This is a genomic window from Streptomyces sp. NPDC088706, assembly GCF_044752765.1.
Classification (GTDB): Bacteria; Actinomycetota; Actinomycetes; order Streptomycetales; family Streptomycetaceae; genus Streptomyces.
Window position 1 is genome coordinate 161538 of sequence record NZ_JBIVLW010000009.1, and the last position, 23438, is coordinate 184975.

The 23438-nt window shown below is 73.9% G+C and carries 19 protein-coding genes; 10 read left to right on the top strand and 9 right to left on the bottom strand.

Annotated features, from left to right (window positions below; genetic code table 11):
* Positions 1-120 precede the first annotated feature (120 nt).
* Positions 121-1515, bottom strand: coding sequence for a GH1 family beta-glucosidase (locus tag ACIQAK_RS21605; RefSeq protein ID WP_366389976.1), 1395 nt, complete (start codon positions 1513-1515; stop codon positions 121-123).
* A 186-nt stretch (positions 1516-1701) separates the two neighbouring features.
* Here ACIQAK_RS21605 and treZ point away from each other — a divergent pair, with 186 nt between their 5' ends.
* Positions 1702-3462, top strand: coding sequence for a malto-oligosyltrehalose trehalohydrolase (gene treZ / locus ACIQAK_RS21610; protein WP_366389975.1), 1761 nt, complete (start codon positions 1702-1704; stop codon positions 3460-3462).
* 18 nt (positions 3463-3480) lie between these two features.
* Here the strand turns inward: treZ and ACIQAK_RS21615 are convergent, their stop codons facing one another.
* Both ACIQAK_RS21615 and ACIQAK_RS21620 read right to left on the bottom strand, forming a co-directional pair.
* A complete protein-coding gene (locus ACIQAK_RS21615; RefSeq protein ID WP_366389974.1) occupies positions 3481-4620 on the bottom strand; it encodes an aminopeptidase P family protein in 1140 nt (379 codons plus the stop codon).
* Between the two features lie 234 nt (positions 4621-4854).
* Complete coding sequence (locus ACIQAK_RS21620; protein WP_401848680.1) at positions 4855-5502, bottom strand: nucleoside/nucleotide kinase family protein; 648 nt, start codon at positions 5500-5502, stop codon at positions 4855-4857.
* A 97-nt stretch (positions 5503-5599) separates the two neighbouring features.
* Between ACIQAK_RS21620 and ACIQAK_RS21625 the strand changes: the two genes are divergently transcribed.
* Positions 5600-5989, top strand: coding sequence for a VOC family protein (locus ACIQAK_RS21625; RefSeq protein ID WP_366389972.1), 390 nt, complete (start codon positions 5600-5602; stop codon positions 5987-5989).
* Between the two features lie 304 nt (positions 5990-6293).
* On the opposite strand, the gene ACIQAK_RS21630 is transcribed toward ACIQAK_RS21625, so the two are convergent.
* The 4 genes from ACIQAK_RS21630 to ACIQAK_RS21645 form a co-directional block, all read right to left on the bottom strand.
* Positions 6294-7217, bottom strand: a complete 924-nt coding sequence (locus ACIQAK_RS21630; protein WP_366389971.1) for a LysR family transcriptional regulator — start codon at positions 7215-7217, stop codon at positions 6294-6296.
* Between the two features lie 47 nt (positions 7218-7264).
* Complete coding sequence (locus tag ACIQAK_RS21635; RefSeq protein ID WP_366389970.1) at positions 7265-8458, bottom strand: glycine C-acetyltransferase; 1194 nt, start codon at positions 8456-8458, stop codon at positions 7265-7267.
* A gap of 52 nt (positions 8459-8510) precedes the next feature.
* Complete coding sequence (gene tdh / locus ACIQAK_RS21640) at positions 8511-9539, bottom strand: L-threonine 3-dehydrogenase (RefSeq protein WP_366389969.1); 1029 nt, start codon at positions 9537-9539, stop codon at positions 8511-8513.
* A gap of 260 nt (positions 9540-9799) precedes the next feature.
* Complete coding sequence (locus ACIQAK_RS21645; RefSeq protein WP_401368911.1) at positions 9800-10168, bottom strand: alpha/beta fold hydrolase; 369 nt, start codon at positions 10166-10168, stop codon at positions 9800-9802.
* 327 nt (positions 10169-10495) lie between these two features.
* Here ACIQAK_RS21645 and ACIQAK_RS21650 point away from each other — a divergent pair, with 327 nt between their 5' ends.
* The 8 genes from ACIQAK_RS21650 to ACIQAK_RS21685 all read left to right on the top strand — a co-directional run bounded on the left by ACIQAK_RS21650 (position 10496) and on the right by ACIQAK_RS21685 (position 21239).
* A complete protein-coding gene (locus tag ACIQAK_RS21650; RefSeq protein ID WP_366389968.1) occupies positions 10496-12673 on the top strand; it encodes a hypothetical protein in 2178 nt (725 codons plus the stop codon).
* A 1-nt stretch (position 12674) separates the two neighbouring features.
* Positions 12675-13934, top strand: a complete 1260-nt coding sequence (locus ACIQAK_RS21655; RefSeq protein ID WP_366389967.1) for a hypothetical protein — start codon at positions 12675-12677, stop codon at positions 13932-13934.
* Positions 13931-16426, top strand: a complete 2496-nt coding sequence (locus ACIQAK_RS21660) for a GTPase-associated protein 1-related protein (protein WP_366389966.1) — start codon at positions 13931-13933, stop codon at positions 16424-16426. The genes ACIQAK_RS21655 and ACIQAK_RS21660 overlap by 4 nt, the downstream gene beginning before the upstream one ends.
* Positions 16426-18063 (top strand): hypothetical protein, encoded by a 1638-nt coding sequence (locus tag ACIQAK_RS21665; protein WP_366389965.1) that lies wholly within the window; start codon positions 16426-16428, stop codon positions 18061-18063. The genes ACIQAK_RS21660 and ACIQAK_RS21665 overlap by 1 nt, the downstream gene beginning before the upstream one ends.
* 60 nt (positions 18064-18123) lie before the next feature.
* Positions 18124-18294, top strand: a complete 171-nt coding sequence (locus ACIQAK_RS21670) for a hypothetical protein (RefSeq protein WP_366389964.1) — start codon at positions 18124-18126, stop codon at positions 18292-18294.
* 61 nt (positions 18295-18355) lie between these two features.
* Positions 18356-19018 (top strand): tellurium resistance protein, encoded by a 663-nt coding sequence (locus ACIQAK_RS21675; protein WP_366390127.1) that lies wholly within the window; start codon positions 18356-18358, stop codon positions 19016-19018.
* Complete coding sequence (locus tag ACIQAK_RS21680) at positions 19015-19911, top strand: protein phosphatase 2C domain-containing protein (RefSeq protein ID WP_366389963.1); 897 nt, start codon at positions 19015-19017, stop codon at positions 19909-19911. Before ACIQAK_RS21675 ends, ACIQAK_RS21680 begins: the two co-directional genes overlap by 4 nt.
* On the top strand, positions 19908-21239 hold the full coding sequence (locus ACIQAK_RS21685; RefSeq protein WP_366389962.1) for a protein kinase domain-containing protein: 1332 nt from the start codon (positions 19908-19910) through the stop codon (positions 21237-21239). Before ACIQAK_RS21680 ends, ACIQAK_RS21685 begins: the two co-directional genes overlap by 4 nt.
* Before the next feature lie 131 nt (positions 21240-21370).
* On the opposite strand, the gene ACIQAK_RS21690 is transcribed toward ACIQAK_RS21685, so the two are convergent.
* Together ACIQAK_RS21690 and ACIQAK_RS21695 are read right to left on the bottom strand one after the other, a co-directional pair.
* Entirely contained in the window at positions 21371-21700 is a 330-nt protein-coding gene (locus ACIQAK_RS21690; protein WP_366389961.1) for a hypothetical protein, read from the bottom strand.
* A 41-nt stretch (positions 21701-21741) separates the two neighbouring features.
* Entirely contained in the window at positions 21742-23220 is a 1479-nt protein-coding gene (locus tag ACIQAK_RS21695; protein WP_366389960.1) for a hypothetical protein, read from the bottom strand.
* Positions 23221-23438: the final 218 nt, after the last annotated feature.

Sequence of the window (23438 nt, forward strand, 5' to 3'; positions counted from 1 at the left end):
CCAGAACGATCCCGCTTCCCGCCCGCGCTGACCTGCGGCGGGGCTCGGTGGGACCCGCACGTCCCGGATGGTGCGGCCCGGGACGGCCGTGGGGCGACCGGGCCGGGGCGGGGGCGTCGGTCATTCGGGAGGAGCCGCGTAAGTCCCTTCGGCCGTACGGTTGCGGGTCCGGTTCTTCTGGGCGTGGATCAGGTCGCGGTACCAGGCGTAGGAGGCCTTCGGCGTACGGGTGAGGGTCTCGTAGTCGATATGGACCAGGCCGAACCGCTGCGAGGCCCCCTCCGTCCACTCCACGTTGTCGGTGAGCGACCAGGTGAAGTAGCCGCGTACGTCGACCCCGGCGTCCATCGCCGCGCGCAGGGCGGTGAGGTGGCTCTCCAGATAGGCGATCCGGCGGTCGTCGGCGTGCGGTTCGGCCAGGGCGCAGCCGTTCTCGGTGATGTGGAGCGGCGGGAGGCGGTCGCCGTAGCGGCGGTGCAGCAGGGTGAGGATCTCGGTGAACCCCTCGGGGACCACGGGCCAGCCGAAGCCGGTCTTCTCGTACCCCTCGATCTCGCGTATCCCGAAGGGGAGTCCGTCGGGCATCGTGAAGCCGGAGAAGGTCTCCAGGGCCTCCGGCGTGGGGGCGCCGACGAGGGTCGGGTTGTAGTAGTTGACGCCGTACCAGTCGAGCGGGGTGGAGATCACCTTGAGGTCGTCGGCGACCGGACCCGGCATCAGGGCGGCGACCGACTCGTCCGGGTAGTGGCCGGTGAGGACGGGGTCGGCGAAGAGCCAGTTGGTGAGGGTGTCGTACAGCTCGGCGCCGAAGCGGTCCTCGTCGGAGTCCCCGGCGGTCCACACCGGGGCGTGGGAGAGGGCGATGCCGATGTTGTCGGCGCCCGCCGCGCGCAGGGCGCGGACCGCGAGGCCGTGGGCGAGGAGCTGGTGGTGGGCTGCGGGCAGGGCGTCGAAGAGAAGGGTGCGGCCGGGGGCGTGCTCGCCCAGCGCGTAGCCGAGCATCGTGACCTCGGCGGGTTCGTTGACGGTGATCCACATCGGGACCCGGTCCGCGAGCCGCTCGGCGACGATCCCGGCGTACTCGGCGAAGCGGTACGCGGTGTCCCGGTCGAGCCAGCCGCCCGCCTCCTCCAGCGGGAGCGGGGTGTCCCAGTGGTAGAGGGTGGGGGCGGGGGTGATGCCGTGGGCGCAGAGCTCGTCGACGAGCCGGTCGTAGAAGTCGAGGCCGTCGGCGTTGACGGCCCCGCTGCCGCCCGGCACCACGCGGGGCCAGCTGACGGAGAACCGGAAGGCGTCGGCGCCGAGCCCGCAGAGCAGGGCGACGTCCTCGCGGTAGCGGGCGTGGAAGCCGGTGCCCCGGGTGGTGTCGGTGCCGTCCTTGATCCGGCCGGGCCGGGCCGCGAAGGCGTCCCAGCCCGAGGGGCCCTTGCCGTCGGCGTCCACCGCCCCCTCGGTCTGGAAGGCGGAGGCGGAGGCTCCCCAGAGGAAGCCGGGCGGGAACTGCGGTACGGGCATCTCGGCCTCCATGAGCCGTACGGATGAACGGAGCCTGTATGAGCGGGAGCCGGGCCGGGCAATGATCAGGACCAGACCTTAATGGCCGGTGACGGGCCGGTTCCAGGGGTGCGCGGTCGCGGGTCCTGGGGACCGCCTCCGGACGACGGGGCGACCTGGCGATCCGTTACGGACGAGGAGTGGTGGATGCGGTTCGAGGTGTGGGCCCCCGATGCGGACACGGTCGTGCTGGAGGCGGCGGCCGTCCGGTACCCGATGGAGCGCGACCCGCTGCGGGAGGGGTGGTGGGGCGCCGAGGCGGAGGCGGGGGACGGGGAGCGTTACGGGTTCCGGGTGGACGACGGACCGCTGCTGCCGGACCCCCGCTCGCGGCGTCAGCCGGACGGGCCCGACGGCCTGAGCGCGGTCGTCGACCAGGGGGCGTACGCCTGGCGCGAGGTCTGGGCGGGGCGGCGGCTGACCCGCGCGGTCCTGTACGAGCTGCACGTGGGGACGTACACCCCGGAGGGTACGTTCGACGCGGCGGCGGCACGGCTGGGCCATCTGGCGGAACTGGGGGTCACCCATGTGTCGCTGATGCCGGTCTGCCCGTTCCCCGGCACCAACGGGTGGGGGTACGAGGGTGTCTCGCTCTGGGCGGTGCACGAGCCGTACGGCGGCCCCGAGGGGCTGAAGCGCTTTGTCGACACGGCGCACGGGCTGGGGCTCGGGGTGGTCCTGGACGTGGTCCACAATCACTTGGGCCCGTCCGGCAACTACCTGCCCGCCTTCGGCCCGTACTTCACCGACACCCACCACACCCCGTGGGGCGCGGCGGTCAACCTGGACGCCCCGGGCTCGGACGAGGTGCGGGCGTTCCTGCTGGGCAGCGCGCTGGCCTGGCTGCGGGACTACCGGCTCGACGGGCTGCGGCTCGACGCGGTGCACGCGCTCGCCGACACCCGGGCGCTCACCTTCCTGGAGGAGCTGTCCACGGCGGTCGACGCGCTCGCGGTGGAGGTGGGCAGGCCGCTGGGGCTGATCGCCGAGTCCGACCTCTGCGACCCGCGCACCACCACTCCGCGCCCGGCCGGCGGCCTCGGGCTGCACGCCCAGTGGAATGACGACTTCCACCACGCCCTGCACACCGCGCTCACCGGAGAGTCCCAGGGCTACTACGCGGACTTCGCCCGCTTCCCGCTCGCCGCCCTGGCCAAGACGGTGACCTCCGCGTTCTTCCACAACGGGACCTACTCCACCTTCCGGGGCCGCACCCATGGCCGCCCGGTCGACGTGACCCACTCCCCCGCCCACCGCTTCGTCGGCTACGCGCAGACGCACGACCAGATCGGCAACCGGGCCATCGGCGACCGGCTCGCCGCCTCCCTCTCCCCCGGCCTCCAGGCGTGCGCCGCCGCCCTCGTCCTGACCGGACCGTTCACGCCGATGCTCTTCATGGGCGAGGAGTGGGGGGCCCGCACCCCGTGGCAGTTCTTCACCGACCACACCGATCCGGAGCTGGCGGAGGCCGTACGCAACGGCAGGCGGCGGGAGTTCGGCGCGCACGGCTGGGCGGAGGAGGAGATCCCCGACCCGCAGGACCCGGCCACCCGCGACCGCTCCTGTCTCGACTGGGACGAGCCGGGGCGCGAACCGCACGCACCGCTGCTGGCCTGGTACCGCGAACTGATCGCGCTGCGGCGGGCGTTGCCCGACCTCCACGACCCTGACCTGGCCTCGGTGAAGGTCGCGTTCGACGAGGACGCCCGCTGGTTCGCCTACCGCAGGGGCGATCTGCGGATCGCGGTCAACCTGGCGGACGAGCCGGCGGTGATCCCGCTCGGCCTCGGCCGCCACCGCCGGTCCGGCGGACGGGTGCTGGCGGCCTGGGAGCCGGTCCGGGCACCCGGGCCGGACGGGGTGCTGCGTCTGCCGCCGGAGTCGTGCGTGGTGCTGGCGGACGACTGAACTCCCCGGCGCTGCCGGCTACTCCACGATCGCCAGCTCGCGTGCGGTGGCGTTGAGGCGGCGGCCGCCGTCCTCGGTGACGGTCACGATGTCCTCGATCCGGACCCCGAAGCGGCCGGGGAGGTAGATGCCCGGTTCCACGGAGAAGCACATGCCGGGGACGAGCGGCTGCTCCTCGCCCTCGATCATGTACGGGGGTTCGTGGGTGGTGACGCCGATGCCGTGGCCGGTGCGGTGGATGAACCGCTCGCCGTAGCCGGACTCGGTGATCACCGCGCGGGCGGCGCGGTCGATCTCCTGGCAGGCGACGCCCGGGCGGACGGCGGCGCAGCCCGCCTGCTGGGCCTCGCGGACGATGTCGTGGACCCGCTGCTCCTCGGCGGTGGGCTCGCCGACGTGGACCGTACGGGAGGTGTCGGAGCCGTAACCGTGCTTCAGGCCGCCGAAGTCCAGGACGACCATGTCGCCGCGTTCGATGGTGCGTGTCCCCGCCTCGTGGTGCGGGTTGGCACCGTTGGGGCCCGAGCCGACGACGGTGAAGTCGACCTGGGAGTGGCCGAAGTGCCGCAGCAGCGCGGCGAGGTCGGCGGCCACGTCGGTCTCCCGGCGGCCGGAGAACCGCACCTTCAGGATCTCCTCGTACGTGGCGTCCGCCGCCGCCCCCGCTGCCGCCAGGCGCTCCAGCTCGGCCGTGTCCTTCACCGCCCGGAGCATCGGGAGCGCCTCGGTCAGAGAGGTGTAGGCGGTGTCGGGCAGCGCCCGTTGGAGGCCGAGGAGGTGCATCGCCCAGGCGTTGTCGCTGACGCCGAAACGGCCCCGGGGGCCGAGCAGGGGGGCGGCCACGGTGTACGGGTCCGTGCCGTCGGTCCAGTCCCGCAGGGCGAGGGCGGGGGCTCCGGCGGCCTCGGCCGCGTCGGGCGCCTCCAGGGTCGGGACCACCAGGACCGGTTCCGCACCGGCCCGCAGGACGAGGAGGGTGAGGCGTTCGGTGGAGACGGGCTGATAGCCGGTCAGGTGGACGAGGTCGGGGCCGGGCGCGACGACCACCCCGGCCAGCCCGGCCTCGGCGGCGGACTCGGCCGCCTTCGCCATCCGAGCCCGGTAGACCTCGGTGGTGAACGGCACGGGATGCGGCGCGGGCGGGGTGGGGCTGGACATCAGGACCTCCTGGCGGCGGAACGGCACAACGGGGCGGGGTGCGGGGCTGGGCAGGGCAGGGCAGGGCTCTCTGCATCCTGCCCGCCTCGTGGGGCGTACGCGAACGAGTTCCCGGGAGGCGGGTGGGGCGTACGCGAACGAGTTCCCGGACGGCGGGCGGGGCGTACGCGAACGAGCTCACGGACGGCGGGCGGGGCGTACGCGACCCGCCCGGTCACCCCTGCACCCGCCCGGTCACGACGGCAGCCGCACCACCGCGTCGGCCCGGTCCCGGCCGCGCTCCACCAGCCGGGCGTTCGCCTCGTCGGAGCGCTCCACCCACGCCCGCGCGTACGCCGGAGGCTTCCCGTACCGCACATGACGCTCGACGAGCCGGCGCACCCGGACCTCCGGATCGAGGTCCAGGAACCAGACCTCGTCCAGCAGCCCACGCACCGCCGCCCACGGCCCCTCGTCCAGGAGCAGGTAGTTGCCCTCGGTGATGACGAGCGGTACCTCCGGCGGTACGGCCAGGGCTCCGGCGACCGGCTCCTCCAAGGCCCGGTCGAAGGCGGGGGCGTACACCGGGTGGTCAGGATCGGGGTCGCGCAGGCGGCGCAGGAGGGCGGCGTACCCGGCCGCGTCGAAGGTGTCGGGGGCGCCCTTGCGGTCGGCGCGGCCGAGGCGGCCCAGCTCGGCGCCGGCCAGGTGGAAGCCGTCCATGGGGACCAGGACGGCGCGTCCCTCCAGGGCCTCGGCCAGCCGCTGGGCCAGGGTGGACTTCCCGGCCCCGGGCGGTCCCGCGATCCCGAGGACGCGCCGCTGTCCGGTCCCGGCGAGGCGGCGGGCCCGGTCCGTGGCGGCGGCGAGGCCGCCGGTGGTCGTGGCGTCCAGGATGTCCATGCGGGGCATTGTGCGGGGCGGGGGCCGGAAGCGTTAGTGTTACGTATAACCACGTCAGCGTCACGTATGACGACGTCTCGATCCTCTGGAGCGGCCCATGTCCCGCATCGCCCTGGTCACCCTGGTCGTCCGCGACTACGACGAGGCCCTGGCCTTCTATCGCGACGCACTCGGCTTCGAGCTGGTGGAGGACACCGACCGGGGCGACGGCTCCCGCTGGGTGGTGGTGCGCCCGCGCGGGGCGGCGGCCGGTACGGGGCTGCTGCTGGCCCGTGCGAAGGACGGGGCGCAGGAGGCGTGCGTGGGGGCGCAGACCGGCGGAAGGGTCGGCTTCTTCCTGCACACCGAGGACTTCGCCGGTGACCACGCCCGGATGAGCGCGGCGGGGGTGCGCTTCCTGGAGGAGCCCCGGCACGAGACGTACGGCTCGGTCGCGGTCTTCGAGGACCTGTACGGCAACCGCTGGGACCTGCTCCAGCCGGCCTGAGCCGGGGGGCGCGCACGAGGTGTGCGGTCGCCATTCGGCCCACAGCCGGCGCGCTGCCCCGAGCCGCCGCCGGTGACCATGGGCCCATGGAGCAGCCCAGGGGTCCCGGCGCCCCGCCCGTGGTGGCCGAGCGGCACGCCGGCGGGAACGAGCTGTTCTTCGACCTGGTCGTGGTCGCCGGCGCACGCCGCCGCGCCCGCACCGCCCGGGCTCAGCGAGGCGCGCGTCGACACCGCGCACCTGGGGAAACGGCTCGGGCTGTGGCGCTGGTGTGCCGGCAGGTGGTCGCCATCGGGAGCGGCGCTCACGCCCGTGCCAGCCCCGCCTCCCGTACCGCCACCGCCTCCATCGCGTCCAGCACCGGCCGGATCAGCGGATGGCCCTCGGCCCCCTGGCGTACGGCCGCGAAGACGCGGCGGGTGGGGGCGCTGCCCTCCACCGGGCGGACGACCACCCCGGTCAGCTCCATCCCGCGCAGGGCCGACCTCGGCACCAACGCCACCCCCGCGTCCGCCCCGGCCAGCGCCACCACCGCCCGGAAGTCGTCCGACGCGTGCTCCAGGCGGGGTTCGAACCCGGCGAACTCGCAGGCCAGGACCACGACGTCATGGCAGGGGTTCCCCCGGTACGGCCCGATCCACGGGTCCTTGGCCAGGTCGGCCACCGCCACGTGGTCCTGGTCCGCGAGGCGGTGGGCCACCGGGAGCACCGCGTCGAACGGCTCCGAGTAGAGCGGGACGCGGGTCAGGCGCCGGTCGTCCTCGGCGGGGGCGCCCCGGTACTCCACGGCCACCGCCACATCGACCTGCCGGTCCAGCACCATCGGGACGCTCGCGTCGCCCTCCGCGTCCTGGACCTTGACCCGGATGCCGGGCGCGGTGCGGGCCAGCTCGGTGAGGGCGGGGGCGAGGACCAGGCCGATCCCGGTGGCGAACGCGGCGACCGTGACCGTACCGGCCACGCCCGCGCTGTAGTCCGCCAGCTCCGCCTCGGCCCGCTCCAGCTGGGCCAGGACCACGTTGGCGTGGCTGAGCAGGATCTCCCCGGCGGCGGTGAGCCGGGCGCCGCGCGCGCCGCGTTCGACGAGGCGGTGGCCGGTCTCCTGCTCCAGGGCGGCGAGCTGCTGGGAGACGGCGGAGGGCGTCAGGTACAACGCGGCGGCGGCCGCGGTCACGGTGCGGTGGTCGGCCACCGCACGGAGGATTCGCAGCCGCCGCGCATCGATCATGTGCCCATTGTCCCAGGTCGTGGCGGATACCCCGACCCGGTGAGCGGTCAGGCCTCCAGGGCCGCCCGGGCGTCGACGAACGCGTCCACGGCACGGTTCACATCGGCGGTGGAGTGGGCGGCGGAGAGCTGGACGCGGATGCGCGCGGCGCCCTGCGGGACGACGGGGTAGGAGAACCCGATCACGTACACACCGCGCTCCAGCAGCAGCTCCGCCATCCGGCCCGCCTCGCCCGCGTCCCCGATCATGACGGGGGCGATGGCGTGGTCGCCGGGCAGGATGTCGAAGCCCTCCTCGGTCATCCGGGAACGGAAGAGGGCGGTGTTGGCGGCCAGCTGCTCGCGCAGGTCTCCGGCGGACTCCAGCAGGTCGATGACCTTGAGGGAGGCGGCGGCGATGACCGGGGCGAGGGAGTTGGAGAAGAGGTAGGGGCGCGAGCGCTGGCGCAGCAGGGCGACGATCTCGGCGCGGGCCGCGACGTAACCGCCGGAGGCACCGCCGAGCGCCTTGCCGAGGGTGCCGGTGATGATGTCGACCCGGTCCATGACGCCGTGCAGCTCGGGTGTGCCCCGGCCGCCGGGGCCGACGAAGCCGACGGCGTGCGAGTCGTCGACCATGACCATGGCGTCGTAGCGGTCGGCGAGGTCGCAGATCTCCTGGAGCGGGGCCACGTACCCGTCCATGGAGAACACGCCGTCGGTGACGATCAGGCGGCGGCGGGCGCCGGACGCCTCCTTGAGCTGCTTCTCCAGGTCGGCCATGTCGCGGTTGGCGTAACGGAAGCGCTGGGCCTTGGAGAGCCGGATGCCGTCGATGATCGAGGCGTGGTTGAGGGCGTCGGAGATGACCGCGTCCTCGGCGCCGAGGAGCGTCTCGAAGACGCCGCCGTTGGCGTCGAAGCAGGAGGAGTAGAGGATCGTGTCCTCCTGGCCGAGGAAGGCCGAAAGGCGCTGCTCCAGCTCCTTGTGGACCTCCTGGGTGCCGCAGATGAAGCGGACCGAGGCGAGCCCGTAGCCCCAGCGGTCCAGCGCGTCGTGGGCGGCGGCGATGACCTCGGGGTGGTCGGCGAGGCCCAGGTAGTTGTTGGCGCAGAAGTTGAGGACCTCGCCGGCGCGGCCGCCGGAGGTGACGGCCACCGTCGCGGACTGCGGGGTGCCGATCACCCGCTCGGGCTTGTGCAGCCCGGCGGCGCGGATCTCGTCGAGGGTGGTGCGCAGATCGTCGCGTACGGAGTCGAACATGCTGGATTCCTTAGAGGGATGCGAGAAGAGGTTCGAGAGGAGGTTCGACGGGTCAGACGGTCCAGTCGAGGATGACCTTGCCGCCCTGGCCGCTCGCGGCGTCGTCGAAGGCCGCTTCGAAGTCGCGGAAGCCGTACCGGCCGGTGATCACGGGGGCGAGGTCGAGGCCGCCCTCCAGCAGGACGGACATGGCGTACCAGGTCTCGTACATCTCGCGGCCGTAGATCCCCTTGATGGTGATCATCGATGTGACGATCCGGGACCAGTCGACGGCGAACTCCTCGGCGGGCAGGCCGAGCATGGCGATGCGGCCGCCGTGGGTCATGTTCCCGACCATCTCGCGCATCGCCTCGGGGCGGCCGGACATCTCCAGGCCGATGTCGAAGCCTTCGCGCAGGCCGAGCTCCCGCTGCCCGTCCGCGATGGTGCGGTCCGCGACGTTGAGGGCGAGGCTGACGCCGACCTTGCGGGCGAGGGCGAGGCGGGCCTCGCTGACGTCGGTGATGACGACGTTGCGGGCGCCGGCGTGCTTGGCGACGGCGGCGGCCATGATGCCGATCGGTCCGGCGCCGGTGATCAGGACGTCCTCGCCGACGAGCGGGAAGGAGAGCGCGGTGTGCACGGCGTTGCCGAACGGGTCGAAGATCGCCGCGATGTCGAGGTCGACGGGGACCCGGTGCACCCACACGTTGGAGGCGGGCAGGACCACGTACTCAGCGAACGCCCCGTCCCGGCCGACGCCGAGGCCGACGGTGGAGCGGCAGAGGTGGCGGCGGCCGGCCAGACAGTTGCGGCACTTGCCGCAGACGAGATGGCCCTCGCCGCTGACCAGGTCGCCGACCGCGATGTCGGGGACGTCGGAGCCGAGGGCCGCGACCTCGCCGACGAACTCGTGGCCGAGGATCAGCGGGGTGGTGACCGCCTGCTGGGCCCAGCCGTCCCAGGCGCGGATGTGCAGGTCGGTGCCGCAGATCCCGGTACGCAGGACCTTGATCAGGACGTCCCCGGGGCCGTACTCCGGCTCCGGCACGTCCATCAGCCACAGTCCCGGTTCGGCCTTCTGCTTGACGAGTGCCTTCACGGCTGCGGCTCCCTGCACGTGGTACGCGGGTGGTGGACACCCCGGGCCTTGGGGCCTGTCGGAGGAGCCCTGCGGCCCGGGGTGGTCTTCGGGGGGTCACCCCCAGGGTGGGGGTCCGGCGAGGCGGGACGGAGCACGCCCGTGCGGCTCCACGCACCGTCCCCGGCCGTCACCCAGAAGGCTGCCGTACGACGGGGTGCCGGGTCCATCGAGGATTTCTTAAGCGCGGCCGCAGGAGATCTTCACACCTGGGCAGGGCGTCACCGACCGCTGCCGCCGTCGTCCCCGCGCTCCCTGTCCCCGGGCGCGGCCCGGCCCTCCGCCGGCAAGGCCGTGATGTGCTCGGCGAGAGCATCCGGCCGGTCCTCGGGAAGGTCGGGAAGGAGCGGGTAGCTTTCGGGGACCTCCACCAGCCGGCCCTGCGGGAGCAGTGCGGCGAGCCGTCGTCCGTGGTCGGGCGGCATGACCCGGTCCTCGGTGGCCCGGACGACGAGCGCGGGGTGGTCGAAGGTACGCAACTCCTCCGCCCACCGCAGCAGTTCGGCCCGGTCCGGCATTCCCAGCACATACGTCCGCGGGTCGCGGCGGATCTCCTTCGAGGACCGGACGGGACGGCACCAGCCGTCCATCACGTGGCGGTGGACGGCCCCACGGGCGGCGGGGCGGCCGAGGCCGCGACGGCGGGGCCGTCAGGCTCCAGGACCACGGCGGCAGGATCAGGTACCGGAACGTGTGGGTGGAGCCGCCGGCCCAGGGAGGTCGATCACCTGGGCGGGGCGGCGGCCATCCGGCTGTCGCCCCTTCGCCGTCCCGCTTCCCGTCCGGGATGCGGGAAACGGCATCGCGCGGGCCCCGGATCTGCTGGGATGGTCGGTGGGAGCATCAGGTGAGCACGGGGGCGCACGGTGGGGCTGGAGTTCGGGCACAATCTTGGGCTGCGTCGTGCCCTGCGGGGGATGCCGCTCGCCCCGCTCATCCCGGGGTACGGGCATCTCGTGGACCGGCAACAGGTCCTGGGGTTACGGCACATCGGTGACGCGCTGGTGGAGCGCGGGCGGGTGCTGCGGGTGCTCGACGGCCTCTTCGAGGAGCGCGCCGCGCGCCGCTGGCAGCACATCGGGGCGGACCGGATCCGTGCGGCGGGTGCCGCCCGCGGTGGGGCGTACGGCCCGCTCCTCGCCCAGCTGGAGGCGGTGCAGCTCCAGGACCCCGCCGCCCTGCGCCGCGTCCTGCTGTACCAGCTCACCGAACTCCTCCAGGCCCATCCGCGGGGCTCCGAGCCCCGCACCGCCGTCGCGCTCGGCGTCTGCCCCCAGGAGGCGGGCGCCCTCGCCCGCGCGGCCGCGGGACGTCACCGGCTGGACGGTCTGCAGCGCGGTGCGGCCGAGGGGTTGGAGGACGCCTGGAGCAGCGGCAAGGTACGGCGGGCCGCCCGGCTTGCGGTCCGGCTTCCGGCGGACGGCGGGGGCGACGCGCTGTTGCGCGGGCGACTGGCGGACATCGCGCTGCGGGTGGAGGAGGCCGACCGGGCGCTCGACGCGGCGCGGGAGGCCGAGCGGTCGGGTGACGCCCGCGCGGCCCAGGACGGCTTCCTCCAGGCCGCCCGCCTGGCCTCCGACTGCCCCCGCGCCGTGCTCGCCCTCGTGCGGGTGCGACCGGCGGACGACGGGGAGGCGGGGCCCGGTGAGGTGCTGGCGGTCCGCCCGGACCCCGAGACCGTGTCGCTCTCCCCCGCGCGCCCGGCGCCCGGCGCGGCGCCCGACCAGCGGGTCCTGCGGCTGACCCGGGTGCCCGGCGGCCCGACCGGGATCACCGAGATCGCGGACGTCTCCCCGGCGGGCGGCTGGGTGGACCAGCATCCGCCGTTCGGCCAGGAGGTCCGCTATGCCGCGTTCCCGCTGCGGGACGGCAGGATCGACGGCCCGCCCGCGGTCTCGGACGTGCTGCTCGTCGCCCCGGACGTGTCCGGACTGCGCTCCACCACCGGCCGGGGCCGTATCGACGCCGCGTGGACCGAGCCGTCGGGTGCGCTGGGCGTACGGGTCCGGCTCGACGGCCCCGACGGCCCGGTGGACGGGATCGACGTGCGTACGGGTGCGCTGACCGCGACCGGCCTGGACGTCGGGGCGTACGTGCTGCGCGTCCACTGCCGCTACCGGTCGCCGGACGGGGCCGTCATCGAGTCGGCGGGCGCGGAGCACCCCGTCTCCGTCGACCCCTGGCCCGCCCCCGTGCACCGGCTCGACGCGAGCGCCGGCCGGGGGGCCGTCCGGTTCTCCTGGAGCGGCGGCCAGGACGCGGACGTACGCCTGGTCTCCTGGCCCGCGGACCCGCCGGCGCAGGGGGCCGAGCTGACCTACGATCCGGCGCGGCCCTGGCCCGCCCCGCTGCCCTGGGAGGCCGGGACGGGCGGCCTGGTGCCGCCCCCGGGCTCGGTCACGCGGGTGTCCGCCCTGGCCGTGCTCGGCCTGCGCGCGGTGGCGGGGCCGTGGCTGGTCGTGGAGTGCCCGCCCCCGGTGGCCGGGGCGCGGGTGGAGCGGGAGGCCGGGGGCCGGGCCCGCGTAACGTTCGACTGGCCGGCGGAGACGGGCGAGGTGGTCGTCGCGGTGGACCAGGACGGCGGGAGCACCGTGCACCGGGTGACCCGCAGCACCTACGTACGGGAGGGGCTGTACGTGGACGTGGCGCCGTCAGCGTTCTCCCTGACCCTTTCCGCCGCCCCCCGGACGCCGGACGCGGTGGTCGTCCCTCCGCCGGGCGGCGAGACCCGGGGCCCGGCGGACATCGCCGTCAGCTACCGCATCGTCCCCGGTGCCCGCCGGGCGCTGCGCCGCGGGCCCGCGCTGCTCCGGGTCACCCTGTCCTGCCCGGGTGAGGTCCCCGCGGATCTGCCGGAGTTCGTCCTCGTGGCCCGGGCGGGCAACGGCCGCGACCCGATCCGGCCGCGCACCCACACGGACGGGACGACCCTGGTCCGGCTCGACGGCGGCACGTTGCGTGCCGGCAGTCCCGTCGAGCTGCCCGTGCCGTCCGCGCTCCGGCCCCCCTATGCCCTGCGCGGATTCCTCCTCGGAGGCCGGGCCGCCGACGTGCGCCTGGACGAGCCCTCTCCCACGACCCTGGTGGTGCGCTGACATGACGACCGTCATCTGTCCCTACTGCTTCGACCGCGCACCGGCCGCGCGCCTGCCCTACCGCTGTCTGACGATGGCCACCGGGGTACGCGGCGGGACCCCGTGCGACCCCGAACCCGACGATGTGTGGGCCGACTTCATGGGACCGGGCCTGCCGCCGTCGCGGCGGCTGCGCGGCCCGGTCTTCCCCGCGCCCCGCACCTTCGCGGCCTTGCGGGGCACCTCCGCCCGGCAGCCGTGTCCCCGGTGCGGGGTGGCCACATCGGTACGGGTCTGCCGGGGCTGCCACAACGACTTCCCCAGCGAGTACTGCGACCAGGAGAGCCGCATCATCGCTCTGGTGGGGGCCAAGGCCTCCGGCAAGAGCACCTATGTGTCGGTGCTCGTCAACGAACTGCGGGGCCGGGTGGGCCGGCAGTACAACATCTCGCTGCCCGCGATGGGGGCCGAGACCCAGCGCCGCGACCGGGAGATGGAGGAGGACCTGTACGAGCGGCTACGGCTCCCCGACACGACGCGCCCGGCGGCGATGGGCTTCAACGACCCGCTGCTCTACCGGTTGAGCGTGCCGCGCCGGGGGCGGTACGCCCAGGGCAGCAGGCACACCACGCTGGTGTTCTTCGACGCGGCGGGCGAGGACCTCAAGAGCGCGGAGGCGATGGCCCGTTACACCCAGTACCTGGCGGCCGCCGACGGGATCATCCTGCTCGTCGACCCGCTCCAGATGGGTTCGGTGCGCGACCGCGGCGCCTGTGCCGACGGGCCGCCGCTGCCCGTGGTCGAGACGTCCCCGCAGCAGATCGCCTCCGATCTGGCCGCGCAACTGCGTTCCCACGGACGGAGCGTGTCGCGGGGCCGGGTCACCACGCCGATGGCCGTCGCCGTGACGAAGACGGATGCGCTGAGGGCGCTGCTGGGGTCGCACTCGCCGCTGCTGCGCAACGCCACCCACACCGGCGGCGAACACGACGACGACGACCGGCTCGCCGTGCACGAGGAGCTGCGCTCCCTGCTGGGCGAGTGGGACTCCGGGATGCTCTCCCGCCAGTTGGAGAACGACTTCGCCGAACTGTCGTACTTCGGCCTCTCGGCACTGGGTGCGCCGCCGCCCGCCGACGCACCGGCCGACGCACCGAAATCGGGCCCGCAGCCGGTCCGGGTGGAGGACCCGCTGCTCTGGCTGCTGGGACGACGCGGCCTGATCCCGGTGCGCAAGAGCCAACGGGAGAGCCGGGACCGCACGGGGAAGGCCGACGCATGAGCCTGGGACAGCTGCACTACACCTCGGCGCCGCCCGGCCCGGACGGCTCGGGGTTCCGCTTCACCGCGCTCACCCCGGGGTTGCCGCCGTCGGTGCTCCGGGAGGCCGAGCAGCTCATCGGGTACGAGCCGCCCCGCAACGCGCCCTCCCGCCCCTCCGCGTCCGAACTCGAAGCGTTCCCCAAGGCGTTCAGCTACAGCGAGCTGTCCGACGGCAGCCGCCTGCTGGCCCGAACGGTCTACACGGGCGCCGACTACAGCGGCCGTTGGGGCAACTTCCATGCCCACGCCGTGCATCTGGCCCCGGGCCGGCAGCTGCCGGACGGGGCGTTGCCCGTCAGCGCCTGGGAGTCCCCCGGGTGGGCCACGGCCACCCCTGAGGGAGGCGCCCCGCCACCCCTGGCCGCGCTGCCGCCCTCCGGCGGACTGGACCGGGACGGTCTGATCGCCTTCGCCGCGTCCAGGGCGCCCTGGCTGGCCGCCGTGTTCACCGATCTCCAGCGCCAGGCCGAGGACGAGACGGCGCCGCAGATCGTCCTCGTCGAGCCGGACAGCGCCGATGTGGCCCGCTGGGTGGTCCTGGCCGGCACGGTGCTGCCCCGGGAGGCCGCCCACCGGCTGACGTTCACCACCTACACCCGGCGCCCGCACCTCGCCGGGCAGCGGATCATCGGCGTACTGCCGGACGACGCCCACGGGCTCGCCGGTTCCGGGCGCCGTTACCGGGTCCACGACTGTGCCGTCCCGCCCGCCCAGGACGGGCCGGAGCCGACGCCCTGGGCGGTGGCCGCCGCCCGGGTCTGGTCGGACGGCTCCTTCGAGCTGTTCCGCCGCGCCGCCCGGCTCCCGGGGGACCCGTTCGGCGCCGGGCCCGTCTCGGCGCTCGCCCTGTGCGCCGGGATCGACCTGCCGTCGCCCCACCGCACGGCGGCGGCCCTGTGGGCGTGCGAACACCCGGCCGCGCTCGGCGAGCAGGAGTTGGACGGGCTCGTACGGACGCTGGCGGCGTCCCGGCGGGAGGCGGTACCGGCGGCCGAGACCGCCGCCCTGGCCGAGCTGTCCGCCCGGCTCGGCGGCGACCTGCGGCCGGAGACCGCGGCCCCGCTGGCCGCGCGCCTGCTGGTCGCCGCCGTCCGCTCGGCCGAGCCCGTACGCCTGCCGGCGCGTGGCGTCCTGACCGACGAGGTGGTCCGGCAGCTGGCGGCCGAACTGGGTCCGGAGCTGCGGTCCGGGATCGGGGACGCGTCGGGCGGTCTCGCGCGCGCCCTGCGGCTGCTGCGGGTGGCCGGTCTCCTCGCGGTGGACTGCGGCGACCTGGTACGCCCTCTCGCCCGCCGCTCGGCCTCCGCGCTGCTGGCCGATCCGTCCGCGTACGGAGGTGAGCTCCACGAGACACTGACGGACCGGCCCGACCTGCACACCGCGCTGCTGCGGGAGCTGGACGTGGCGGCGCTGTCCGGTCCCGCCGCCGTCACCGTGCTGCTGGAACGCGCTCCGGTGCCGCTGGAGAGCCTGGAGGCGCTGCCGTATCTGCGGATGTGCGGCGTGACGGCGCGTCGCCCGGCCGGAAGCGGGAGTCGCGACCGGAACGGTGAACTGCGGGCCGTGCTGGAGGCGGCCGGAGTGTCCGTCTTCGCCCATCCGCCGCTCCTGCGCATCGCGTTCCGTCTGGTGTGGGGCTCCACCGCACCGACGCCGGAAGAGGCCCGGTACGTCCTCGCCGAGACCGGGGCCGATGTCCACCGTGCGGCGGAGACCTGGCCCTTCCTCGTCACGGCGGCGCTCAGCGGCCGGCCGGGAGACCCGCAGGCGGACGAGCTCGCGCACGAACTCCTCGCGGCCTTCGCCAAGGAGCTGCAACCCCACGACCGGGCGGCGCTCCTGCTGCTGGAGTTCGCCCGGGACCTGCGGGCGGGCGGCGCGTCACCGGGCTGGGTGGACCGGGTGCTCGGCCTGCGGAGCACGGCCGGACCGGTGAACCCCCCGGTGCTGGAACACGTCTTCGGCGAGCTCGCGCGGCGGCTGCTGACCGACCCCCGCGCGGGCCGCGAGCTGGACGAGCTGATCCGCAGCGGGGACGCCGCCCTCTGCGCGGCCTACGAGCGGGCCGCCCGCGAAGGCGGGGTGCGGAGCCGACTGCTGCGCGACCCGCACTACTTCGCGGACCGTTTCGTGGACTGGAACACCCAGGCCCCTGCGGGCGGAGCCTGGGGCGGGGTGCGGGGCGCCCTGCTGGACGGAGTGCTGCGGCCGGCGGCGCGGGAGCTCACCGCCGAGGATCTGGCCGCCGTCGAAGGAGCTCTCGCCAGGAGGGGTGCACGGCACGCGGAGGAGTTCCGTACCTGGAACCGGCCCGGTGCGCTGGGCAGGCTCGGGCTGCGGTTCGGCGGTCGGGACGGCCGCCAGGGCAAGGCCTCGCCCCGCCGCCGCCGCGGCTCCGGCTCCGGCTCCGGCTCCGGCTCCGGGGAGCGGTACCGGGACGGGGGCGCCTGATGGGCTGGCTGATCACCGCGGTGGTCTGGCTGACGGTGGCGGTCTGGGCGGGGGTGTGCCTGTTCCGCGCGTTCTGGGAGTTCCTCGCCCTGGCGCTCGGCGCCTCCGCGAAGCCGCTCGGCCCCCGGAAGCCCGGCACCCCGGACCGCCGCATCCCGTCCGTCGGGGCCGAGCCCACGCAGCGCGCGTACTGGTCGCAGCTGATGTGGGTGGACACGTACACCTCCACCCGGGCCGCCGCCTCGGCCGTCCGGTACCGGTTGCTGGGCCGCTGGATGGCGGTCACCGCCCGGCGCATGTTCACCGGACGCCAGCCTTCCACCGGCTACCGCTTCGACCACTGGATCGCCAACGTCGTCGTCCGGTTCCTGGCCCCCGGCACCGCGCTCGGCGCGATCACGGGGGCGCTCCTCGCGTCGGCGGTCATGGTGCTGGTCCACCTCGTGATGTGGGTGCTGGTGGCCCTGGTGTGGCTGGCGGTGGTGGCCTGGGTCGCACTCCTGCGCGGTGCGGACCGTGCCGGTGCGCTGGTGCGGCGGGTCCGGATGAAGTGCCCCTACCCGGGCTGCTATCGGGCCTTCCCGCTCGCGGTGCACCGCTGTCCGGGCTGTGGCACGGCACACCGGGAGCTGCGGCCGGGCCGGTTCGGTTCGCTGTGGCACATCTGCTCGTGCGGGCGCCGGCTCACCACCGTCTCGCTTGCCGGGCGCGACCGGCTCGCCGTCGAGTGCCCGCGCTGCGACCGGCCGCTCCCGGCCGGCATCGGGCGGCTGCGCACCGTGCACGTACCGGTGATCGGCGGGACCTCGTCGGGCAAGACGATGCTGATGGCGGCGGCGGTCGCCGGGCTGCACGCGGCGAACGGGCGGAGCGCGCTGAAGGTCACGTTCGCGACGGACGACGACCGGCGGGATGTCGTGGACCTCGAAGGGCAGCTCAAGCAGGACGGTTGGGTGCGCAAGACCCAGGGCGGCCAGCCCCGGGCCCTGATGCTCCGGGTCACCCGAGGCCGCAGGCACCGGCTGCTGTACCTCTACGACCCGATGGGCGAGTCCTTGTACGACGTGGACGTCACACGCCGCCAGGAGTATCTGGCCCACGCCGACGGGGTGGTCCTGGTCGTCGATGTCCTGGCCGAGCCCCCGGTGCGCCGGGCCCTTTCGACCGCCCAGGAGGAGCTGGCGCGCGCGGCCAACCCGTCGGAGCCGGGCCCCTGGCAGACGTATCAGACGTTCACCGGCGAGCTCTCGGCGCTGGCCGGGCGGCGACGGCGGGGCCGTCTGCCGCTGGCCGTGGTGGTCACCAAACGGGATGTGCTCGACCGGATCGAGCACCTGCGGGTCCCCACGACGGGGATCGGCCCGTGGCTGGCCACGATCGGCCTGGACCCGCTGGTACGGGACCTGGGGCACCGCTTCCGGACCCGGCGGTACTGGGCGCTCAGCGCTTACGCGGCCACCGGGACGGGTCCGCTGGTGAGCGAGCAGCAGCGGGCGGCGGAGGCGGTGCTGTGGATTCTGGCCCGCACGGGCCTGCGGGTCGGCAAGCTGCTCCCGAAGGACCCTCCGGCCGCCCCGAAGGCCCCCTCCGTGCCGGCACCGCGCACCGCCCCCGCACAAGATCGTTCAACCCGCTGACGGAGCCTGACGTGGTCGTTAAGGTCATCACGTCCGAGAAGAGAGGGACGGTACACGACTATGGCGGTCGTCACACCGAACATCGCGCGGGGGCGGCGGCTGCTCCTCACCCTGTTCGTCATCGCCGCCGTCCTCGTCCTCGGCGGGATCCTGGCCTGGGGGCTGGCACTCCTCGGTGAGCAGCTGACCGGGTGGCTGAGCGACAACGGCACCCCACCACGTTCCCGATGACACGACACACGACACACCACGACAAGGAGGGCTTCGAGTGAGTGACATTCCCGGCGGCCCCATGGCGAACCGGCCGGTCCACTTCATCTGGCTGCTGGACTGCTCCTACTCCATGCAGGGCGAGAAGATCGGACAGCTCAACTACGCGATCCGGGAAGCGGTTCCGGAGATGCGGTCGGTGGCCCACGACAACCCGGCGGCCCAACTCCTGCTGCGCACGCTGACGTTCTCCACGGAGGCGCGGTGGCACCACAAGGACCCGGTGCCGGTGGACGACTTCACCTGGCAGGACGTCCAGGTCGACGGCATGACCAACCTGGGTGAGGCGCTGGAGGTCGTCTCCCGGGAGCTCCAGACCCCGCCGATGCCGCAGCGGGCCCTGAAGCCGGTGCTGGCCCTGGTCTCCGACGGGGTGCCGACGGACGACTGGAAGTCCGGCCTGCGGGCGCTGGACGCCACTCCCTGGGGCAGGAAGGCCGTGCGGGTGGCCATCGCGATCGGGGCGGACGCCGATCGCGGTGTCCTCCAGGACTTCCTGGGCAACCCCGAGCTCCAGCCGCTGGACGCCAACAGCCCCAAGCAGCTGGCGGCGGCGATCCGCTGGGCGTCGACCGCCGCGGTCAAGGCGGCGTCGCAGCCGGTGGCGGCTCCCTCCGACGCCACGGTCAAGCAACCCCCGTACGCGCCGCCGCAGTTGGACGACGACGATGACGATGTCTGGTGAGCGCCTCCGAGCGGCCGCTGTGGGAGACGCTCGAACACAGCGTGCGGGGCGTCAACAAGCAGGTCAACCAGGACTGGTACGTCGCCGAGGGGTCGGGGGCGGACGGTGATCCGCTGATCCTCGCGGTGGCGGACGGCCATGGCTCGGCGGTACACGCCCGCAGCCATATCGGCGCGCGCTGCGCGATCGACCTGTTCGCGGCCCAGACCCGGACGTTCGCCGAACTGGCGCGCTCCGAGGGGCCGGACGGGGCGCACAGCCTGAGCTGGCTGATGAACTACGCGCGCAACGAGCTGCCCCGGCAGCTGGTGGCCGCCTGGCAGGAGAGCGTACTCGCCCACTGGGACCGCCACCCGGAGACGGTGGACCCGGCGGCCGAGCCGCCCCGCAAGGGCCAGAAGCTGCTGCTGTACGGGGCCACGCTGGTCGGCGCGGTGCTCACCCCGCGGATGTTCGCGGCCTGGCAACTGGGTGATGGCGAGCTGACGGTGATCGACGCCGACGGGGCGATCGCGCTGCCGCTGGCCCCGGTGGAGGCGGATCTCGGCGACGAGACGGAGTCCCTCTGCAGCCGTCAGGCCTGGAAGATGATCCGGGTGCACTGGGCGCCGGTCGTCGCGCGGGACCGCACCCCCCGGCTGATCGCGCTGTCCACCGACGGCCTGTCCAAGAGCTTCGCCTCGGACGAGGGCTTCACCCAGTTCATGACCGGACTGGACCAGCGCCTCTCGAAGGACGGCGGCCCCGACGACGTACGCGGCGCCCTGCCCGGGTGGCTGGCCGAGGCGGCCCGCTACTCCGGTGACGACACGACCCTGGTCGCCGCCCGGCGGCCCGGTCCCGACGCGGCGGACCACAGCCCCGCGGCAGAGAGACGACGGAGTGACGCATGACCGGCATGCTCGACGGAGGAACGCTCCTCACCGCTGACGACGGGGAGTCCGTCCGCGTCATCGACATGCTCGGCGCCGGTGGCCAGGGGGAGGTGTACCGGGTGGCGACCGCGTCCGGCGAGCGCGCCCTGAAGTGGTACTACCCGTCCTGTGCCACGCCCGAGCAGGACGCCATCGTGCGGGAGCTGGTGGCCCGGGACTTCGACGACGACCGCTTCCTGTGGCCGACGGCGTACGTGCCGTCCGGAACGGGGGCGTTCGGCTATCTGATGGATCTGCGGCCGGACCGGTTCAAGGGGCTGCCCGATCTCTTCCGCCGCCGGCTGCGGACCACGCCGCGCGCCCTGCTGGCCGCCGCGCTCTACACGGTGGAGGCGTATCAGGCACTCCACTCGCGGGGGATCGCCTACCGGGACATCTCCTGGGGCAACATCTTCTTCGACCCGGCCAGTGGTGACGTCCTGGTCTGCGACAACGACAACGCGGTGGTCGAGGGTGACAGCAGCGGCATCTCGGGCACCATGGAGTTCATGGCACCCGAGCTGGTGCGCGGCGACGCGGGGGCGAGGCCCGGCACCCAGTCCGATCTGCACTCGCTGTCCGTGCTGCTCTTCATGCTCCTGATGAACCATCACCCGCTGAAGGGCAAGCGGGAGTTGGAGATCCACTGTCTCGACGAGGCGGCGGAGAAGCGGCTGTACGGGAAGCAGCCGCTGTTCGTCTTCGATCCCGACGACCTGACGAACGAACCCGACCCCGTCGAGCAGTCCACCGTCCTGCACACCTGGGCGGCGGCTCCCCCGGCCCTCCAGGACCTCTTCACGCACAACTTCACCGTGGGTCTGCACCATCCCGCCGCCCGGGTGCGCGAGTCGCAGTGGCGTGACGTGCTGCGGGCCGTCCTGGACGCCATCGTGGACTGTGCCGACTGCGGCCGGCAGAACATGACGCAGCCAGCCGCGACCACGGCGGGAACGTGCTGGTCCTGCGGCAGCTCCCTGGTCCTGCCGCCCCGGCTGAGCATCGTCACGCCGCTGCCCCGGTCCGAGCGCCATGTCCGGCTGCGCCGGGACGCCCGGGTGCACGAGCACCACTTGGCGCCGGAGCCCTCGCGGCACGACTACAGCGATGCCACGATGGTGGCGGAGCTGACCGAACATCCCAGCAAACCGGGGAAGTTCGGGCTGGCGAACCGTTCGTCGACGAGTTGGACGGGGAGCCGTTCCGACGGCACATCGCAGGTGATCGCCCCGGGTCAGACCGTCCCGCTCCGGGCGGGCCTGCGGCTGGATCTCGGCGGGGCGCAAGCGGTGGTCCACGCGCGATGACGGGCGGGCGTGGCCGCCGGGCCACGCTCACCTGTCGGCCACCCGCGGGGACGGGCGGGCGTGGCCGCCGGGCCCGCTCCCCGGTCGGCCACGCCCGCAGGGCTCGTGGCGCAGTCCATCCCCCTCCCCGGTCAGAGCCCGACGAGGCGCCCGATCTCCTGCGCCAGGGCGATCCCGCCGCTGCCCGCCGCGAGCCCCACCGTCAGCGTCTCCAGCGCCTGCCGGATCCGCCCCTGGTCGGCGGGGCGCCCCTCCTCCCCCGCCCGGACCAGCTCACCGCGCACGATCTCCGCCTGAGCGGCGAGCTCCGGGCGCGCCGCCTCCCGGCGGACGAGCTGGACGAGGTCGGTGGCCAGTTTCAGTGCCTCGGCCGGGGGCGTGCCGTAGGCGACCTCGATCTTCCCGTGGTCACCGAAGTTGCTCGGGCCGGAGATGTCGCCGTGGAAGTTGTACGTGCTCATGTCTCTCCTGGTGGTCGGTGGGTGCGCGTCGGGCTCAGAGCTCAGGGAGTGCCGCCGGCGGCCGCCGGCGCCTGGGCCCCCTGGCCGTAGGCGGCGGAGATCTGTCCGTTGTTGCCGATGTTGGCCGGGCCGGTGATGTCGCCGGAGATGTTGTACGTCTGGGTGTTGATGACCTGCTGGGCCCGGTCGAAGGAGCTGGTGTCCACGTTGTGGTCCTTCAGGAACCGCTCGGTGGCGATGAGCACGCCCTGCTGGAGCCGGTGCAGGAAGTCCTGCGAATCGGTGCGCTCGGAGTGGCCCAGCTGGTCCCAGGAGGCGACCCGTTCGCGCAGGCTGTCCCTGGTGCCGTAGTCGTACAGCGCGTGCCGTTTGGTGATCTCCTTGCGCCACTTCTCCAGGTCGCGGGCGCGCCGCTTGCGCTCGGAGTTGCGCCGCCCGATCCGCCCGGGGGCGCCGGTCAGCGCGGACCAGGTGTGCGAGGTGGCGAACCGGACCAGGCTCCACCAGCCTTCGAACCCGCCGCGCGGAATGTAGTCCGCACCGTAGTAGCGGGCGTGCAGCGGCGGAATGCAGTAGGCCGCGACCTCCCAGGACAGGCTGGGGTGCTGGAGCCGGGCCCGCAGGTGCATCGATACGATGACCCGGCCGCCCTCGCCGACCCGCTCCAGGCTGAGGTAGGTCCGCGTCCCCGCGCCCGGCTTGAGCAGTCCCGCCTTGACCAACGGCGAGGGGATCTCGCTGTTGGGGGGCCGCAGCCGGTCGGGCAGCACGTCGTCACCGAGGTAGACGACCTGGGAGCCGAGCACGTAGAGCCGGTTCTGCGCCCGCAGCCCTTCGAGTCCGGCCAGGTGGCCCAGCTCCCGTGCCAGGTACGTGTGGAGATCGACGGCGTCGAAGGGGATCAGGGTCGCCTTGCCGCCGCCGGGGGCGTCGGCGGGGCGGCTGATGTCGATGGGCTGCCAGACCGTCTCCTTGATCTTGTCCCCGCTGCCGACGAAGGGGTTCTGCCGCTCCGCGCTCCTGGTGTACGGCACCATGTTCGGCCGCCGCAGCGCGCGCAACCGCCGTTCGGCCTCCTCGGCGACCTCGGGCGCGAGATCCTGGGGGCGCGTGGCGGAGTAGCGCGCTTCGAGGGCGTCGGCGCGGGCCTGCGCCTCGGCCCGGTGGACCAGCCACCAGGCGCAGCCGAGCACGAGCAGCAGAGCGACGACCGCACCGCCCCACACGGCGGACGAGCCGGCGACCAGGCCTCCGAGCACGGTCAGCACGGCGAGCCACCACACCGCGCAGAGCCGGGCCAACACGCGGTCGCGGAGGTCCATCCGCCCGGTCGCGCGGCTCGCGTGGCGCGCCAGGGCCAGCAGGTTCACGCCCAGCGGCAGGCCTATCGCGGTGAGGCGGTCCCCTGAGAGCTCCTGATGCGCGTACCGGGCGAACGCGTCGTCCAGATGCACCGACGAGCACAGCAGTCTGGTGGCCGCGTCCTTGTCGTACGTGGGCAGATCGGGCACATGCCGCATCGCTTCCCCCCTCCGGTGCGCCCGGGCCGGCGCACTCCCCCCAGTCTTCTACACGACGGCCCCCACACGCCGTGGAACACTCCTCGGGCCAGCACCTGACGCAGCGTAGGGACACGCCCGCCGTCCTTGATAACGTCGCCCCCGCGGCCGTGGACTTCTCCCCCGACCCGGTCGCGTATGGGTGGAGCGGGGACCCGGTCGCGGCAGGACGAAGAGGG

Coding starts and splice junctions, on each gene's coding strand:
- ACIQAK_RS21675 (WP_366390127.1), top strand. CDS start 18,356: ATGGCGAACCGGCCGGTCCACTTCATCTGGCTGCTGGACTGCTCCTAC.
- ACIQAK_RS21685 (WP_366389962.1), top strand. CDS start 19,908: ATGACCGGCATGCTCGACGGAGGAACGCTCCTCACCGCTGACGACGGG.
- ACIQAK_RS21605 (WP_366389976.1), bottom strand. CDS start 1,515: ATGCCCGTACCGCAGTTCCCGCCCGGCTTCCTCTGGGGAGCCTCCGCC.
- ACIQAK_RS21630 (WP_366389971.1), bottom strand. CDS start 7,217: ATGATCGATGCGCGGCGGCTGCGAATCCTCCGTGCGGTGGCCGACCAC.
- treZ (WP_366389975.1), top strand. CDS start 1,702: ATGCGGTTCGAGGTGTGGGCCCCCGATGCGGACACGGTCGTGCTGGAG.
- ACIQAK_RS21615 (WP_366389974.1), bottom strand. CDS start 4,620: ATGTCCAGCCCCACCCCGCCCGCGCCGCATCCCGTGCCGTTCACCACC.
- ACIQAK_RS21695 (WP_366389960.1), bottom strand. CDS start 23,220: ATGCGGCATGTGCCCGATCTGCCCACGTACGACAAGGACGCGGCCACC.
- ACIQAK_RS21660 (WP_366389966.1), top strand. CDS start 13,931: ATGAGCCTGGGACAGCTGCACTACACCTCGGCGCCGCCCGGCCCGGAC.
- ACIQAK_RS21645 (WP_401368911.1), bottom strand. CDS start 10,168: ATGGACGGCTGGTGCCGTCCCGTCCGGTCCTCGAAGGAGATCCGCCGC.
- ACIQAK_RS21620 (WP_401848680.1), bottom strand. CDS start 5,502: ATGGACATCCTGGACGCCACGACCACCGGCGGCCTCGCCGCCGCCACG.
- ACIQAK_RS21625 (WP_366389972.1), top strand. CDS start 5,600: ATGTCCCGCATCGCCCTGGTCACCCTGGTCGTCCGCGACTACGACGAG.
- ACIQAK_RS21670 (WP_366389964.1), top strand. CDS start 18,124: ATGGCGGTCGTCACACCGAACATCGCGCGGGGGCGGCGGCTGCTCCTC.
- ACIQAK_RS21650 (WP_366389968.1), top strand. CDS start 10,496: ATGCCGCTCGCCCCGCTCATCCCGGGGTACGGGCATCTCGTGGACCGG.
- ACIQAK_RS21665 (WP_366389965.1), top strand. CDS start 16,426: ATGGGCTGGCTGATCACCGCGGTGGTCTGGCTGACGGTGGCGGTCTGG.
- ACIQAK_RS21635 (WP_366389970.1), bottom strand. CDS start 8,458: ATGTTCGACTCCGTACGCGACGATCTGCGCACCACCCTCGACGAGATC.
- ACIQAK_RS21655 (WP_366389967.1), top strand. CDS start 12,675: ATGACGACCGTCATCTGTCCCTACTGCTTCGACCGCGCACCGGCCGCG.
- ACIQAK_RS21690 (WP_366389961.1), bottom strand. CDS start 21,700: ATGAGCACGTACAACTTCCACGGCGACATCTCCGGCCCGAGCAACTTC.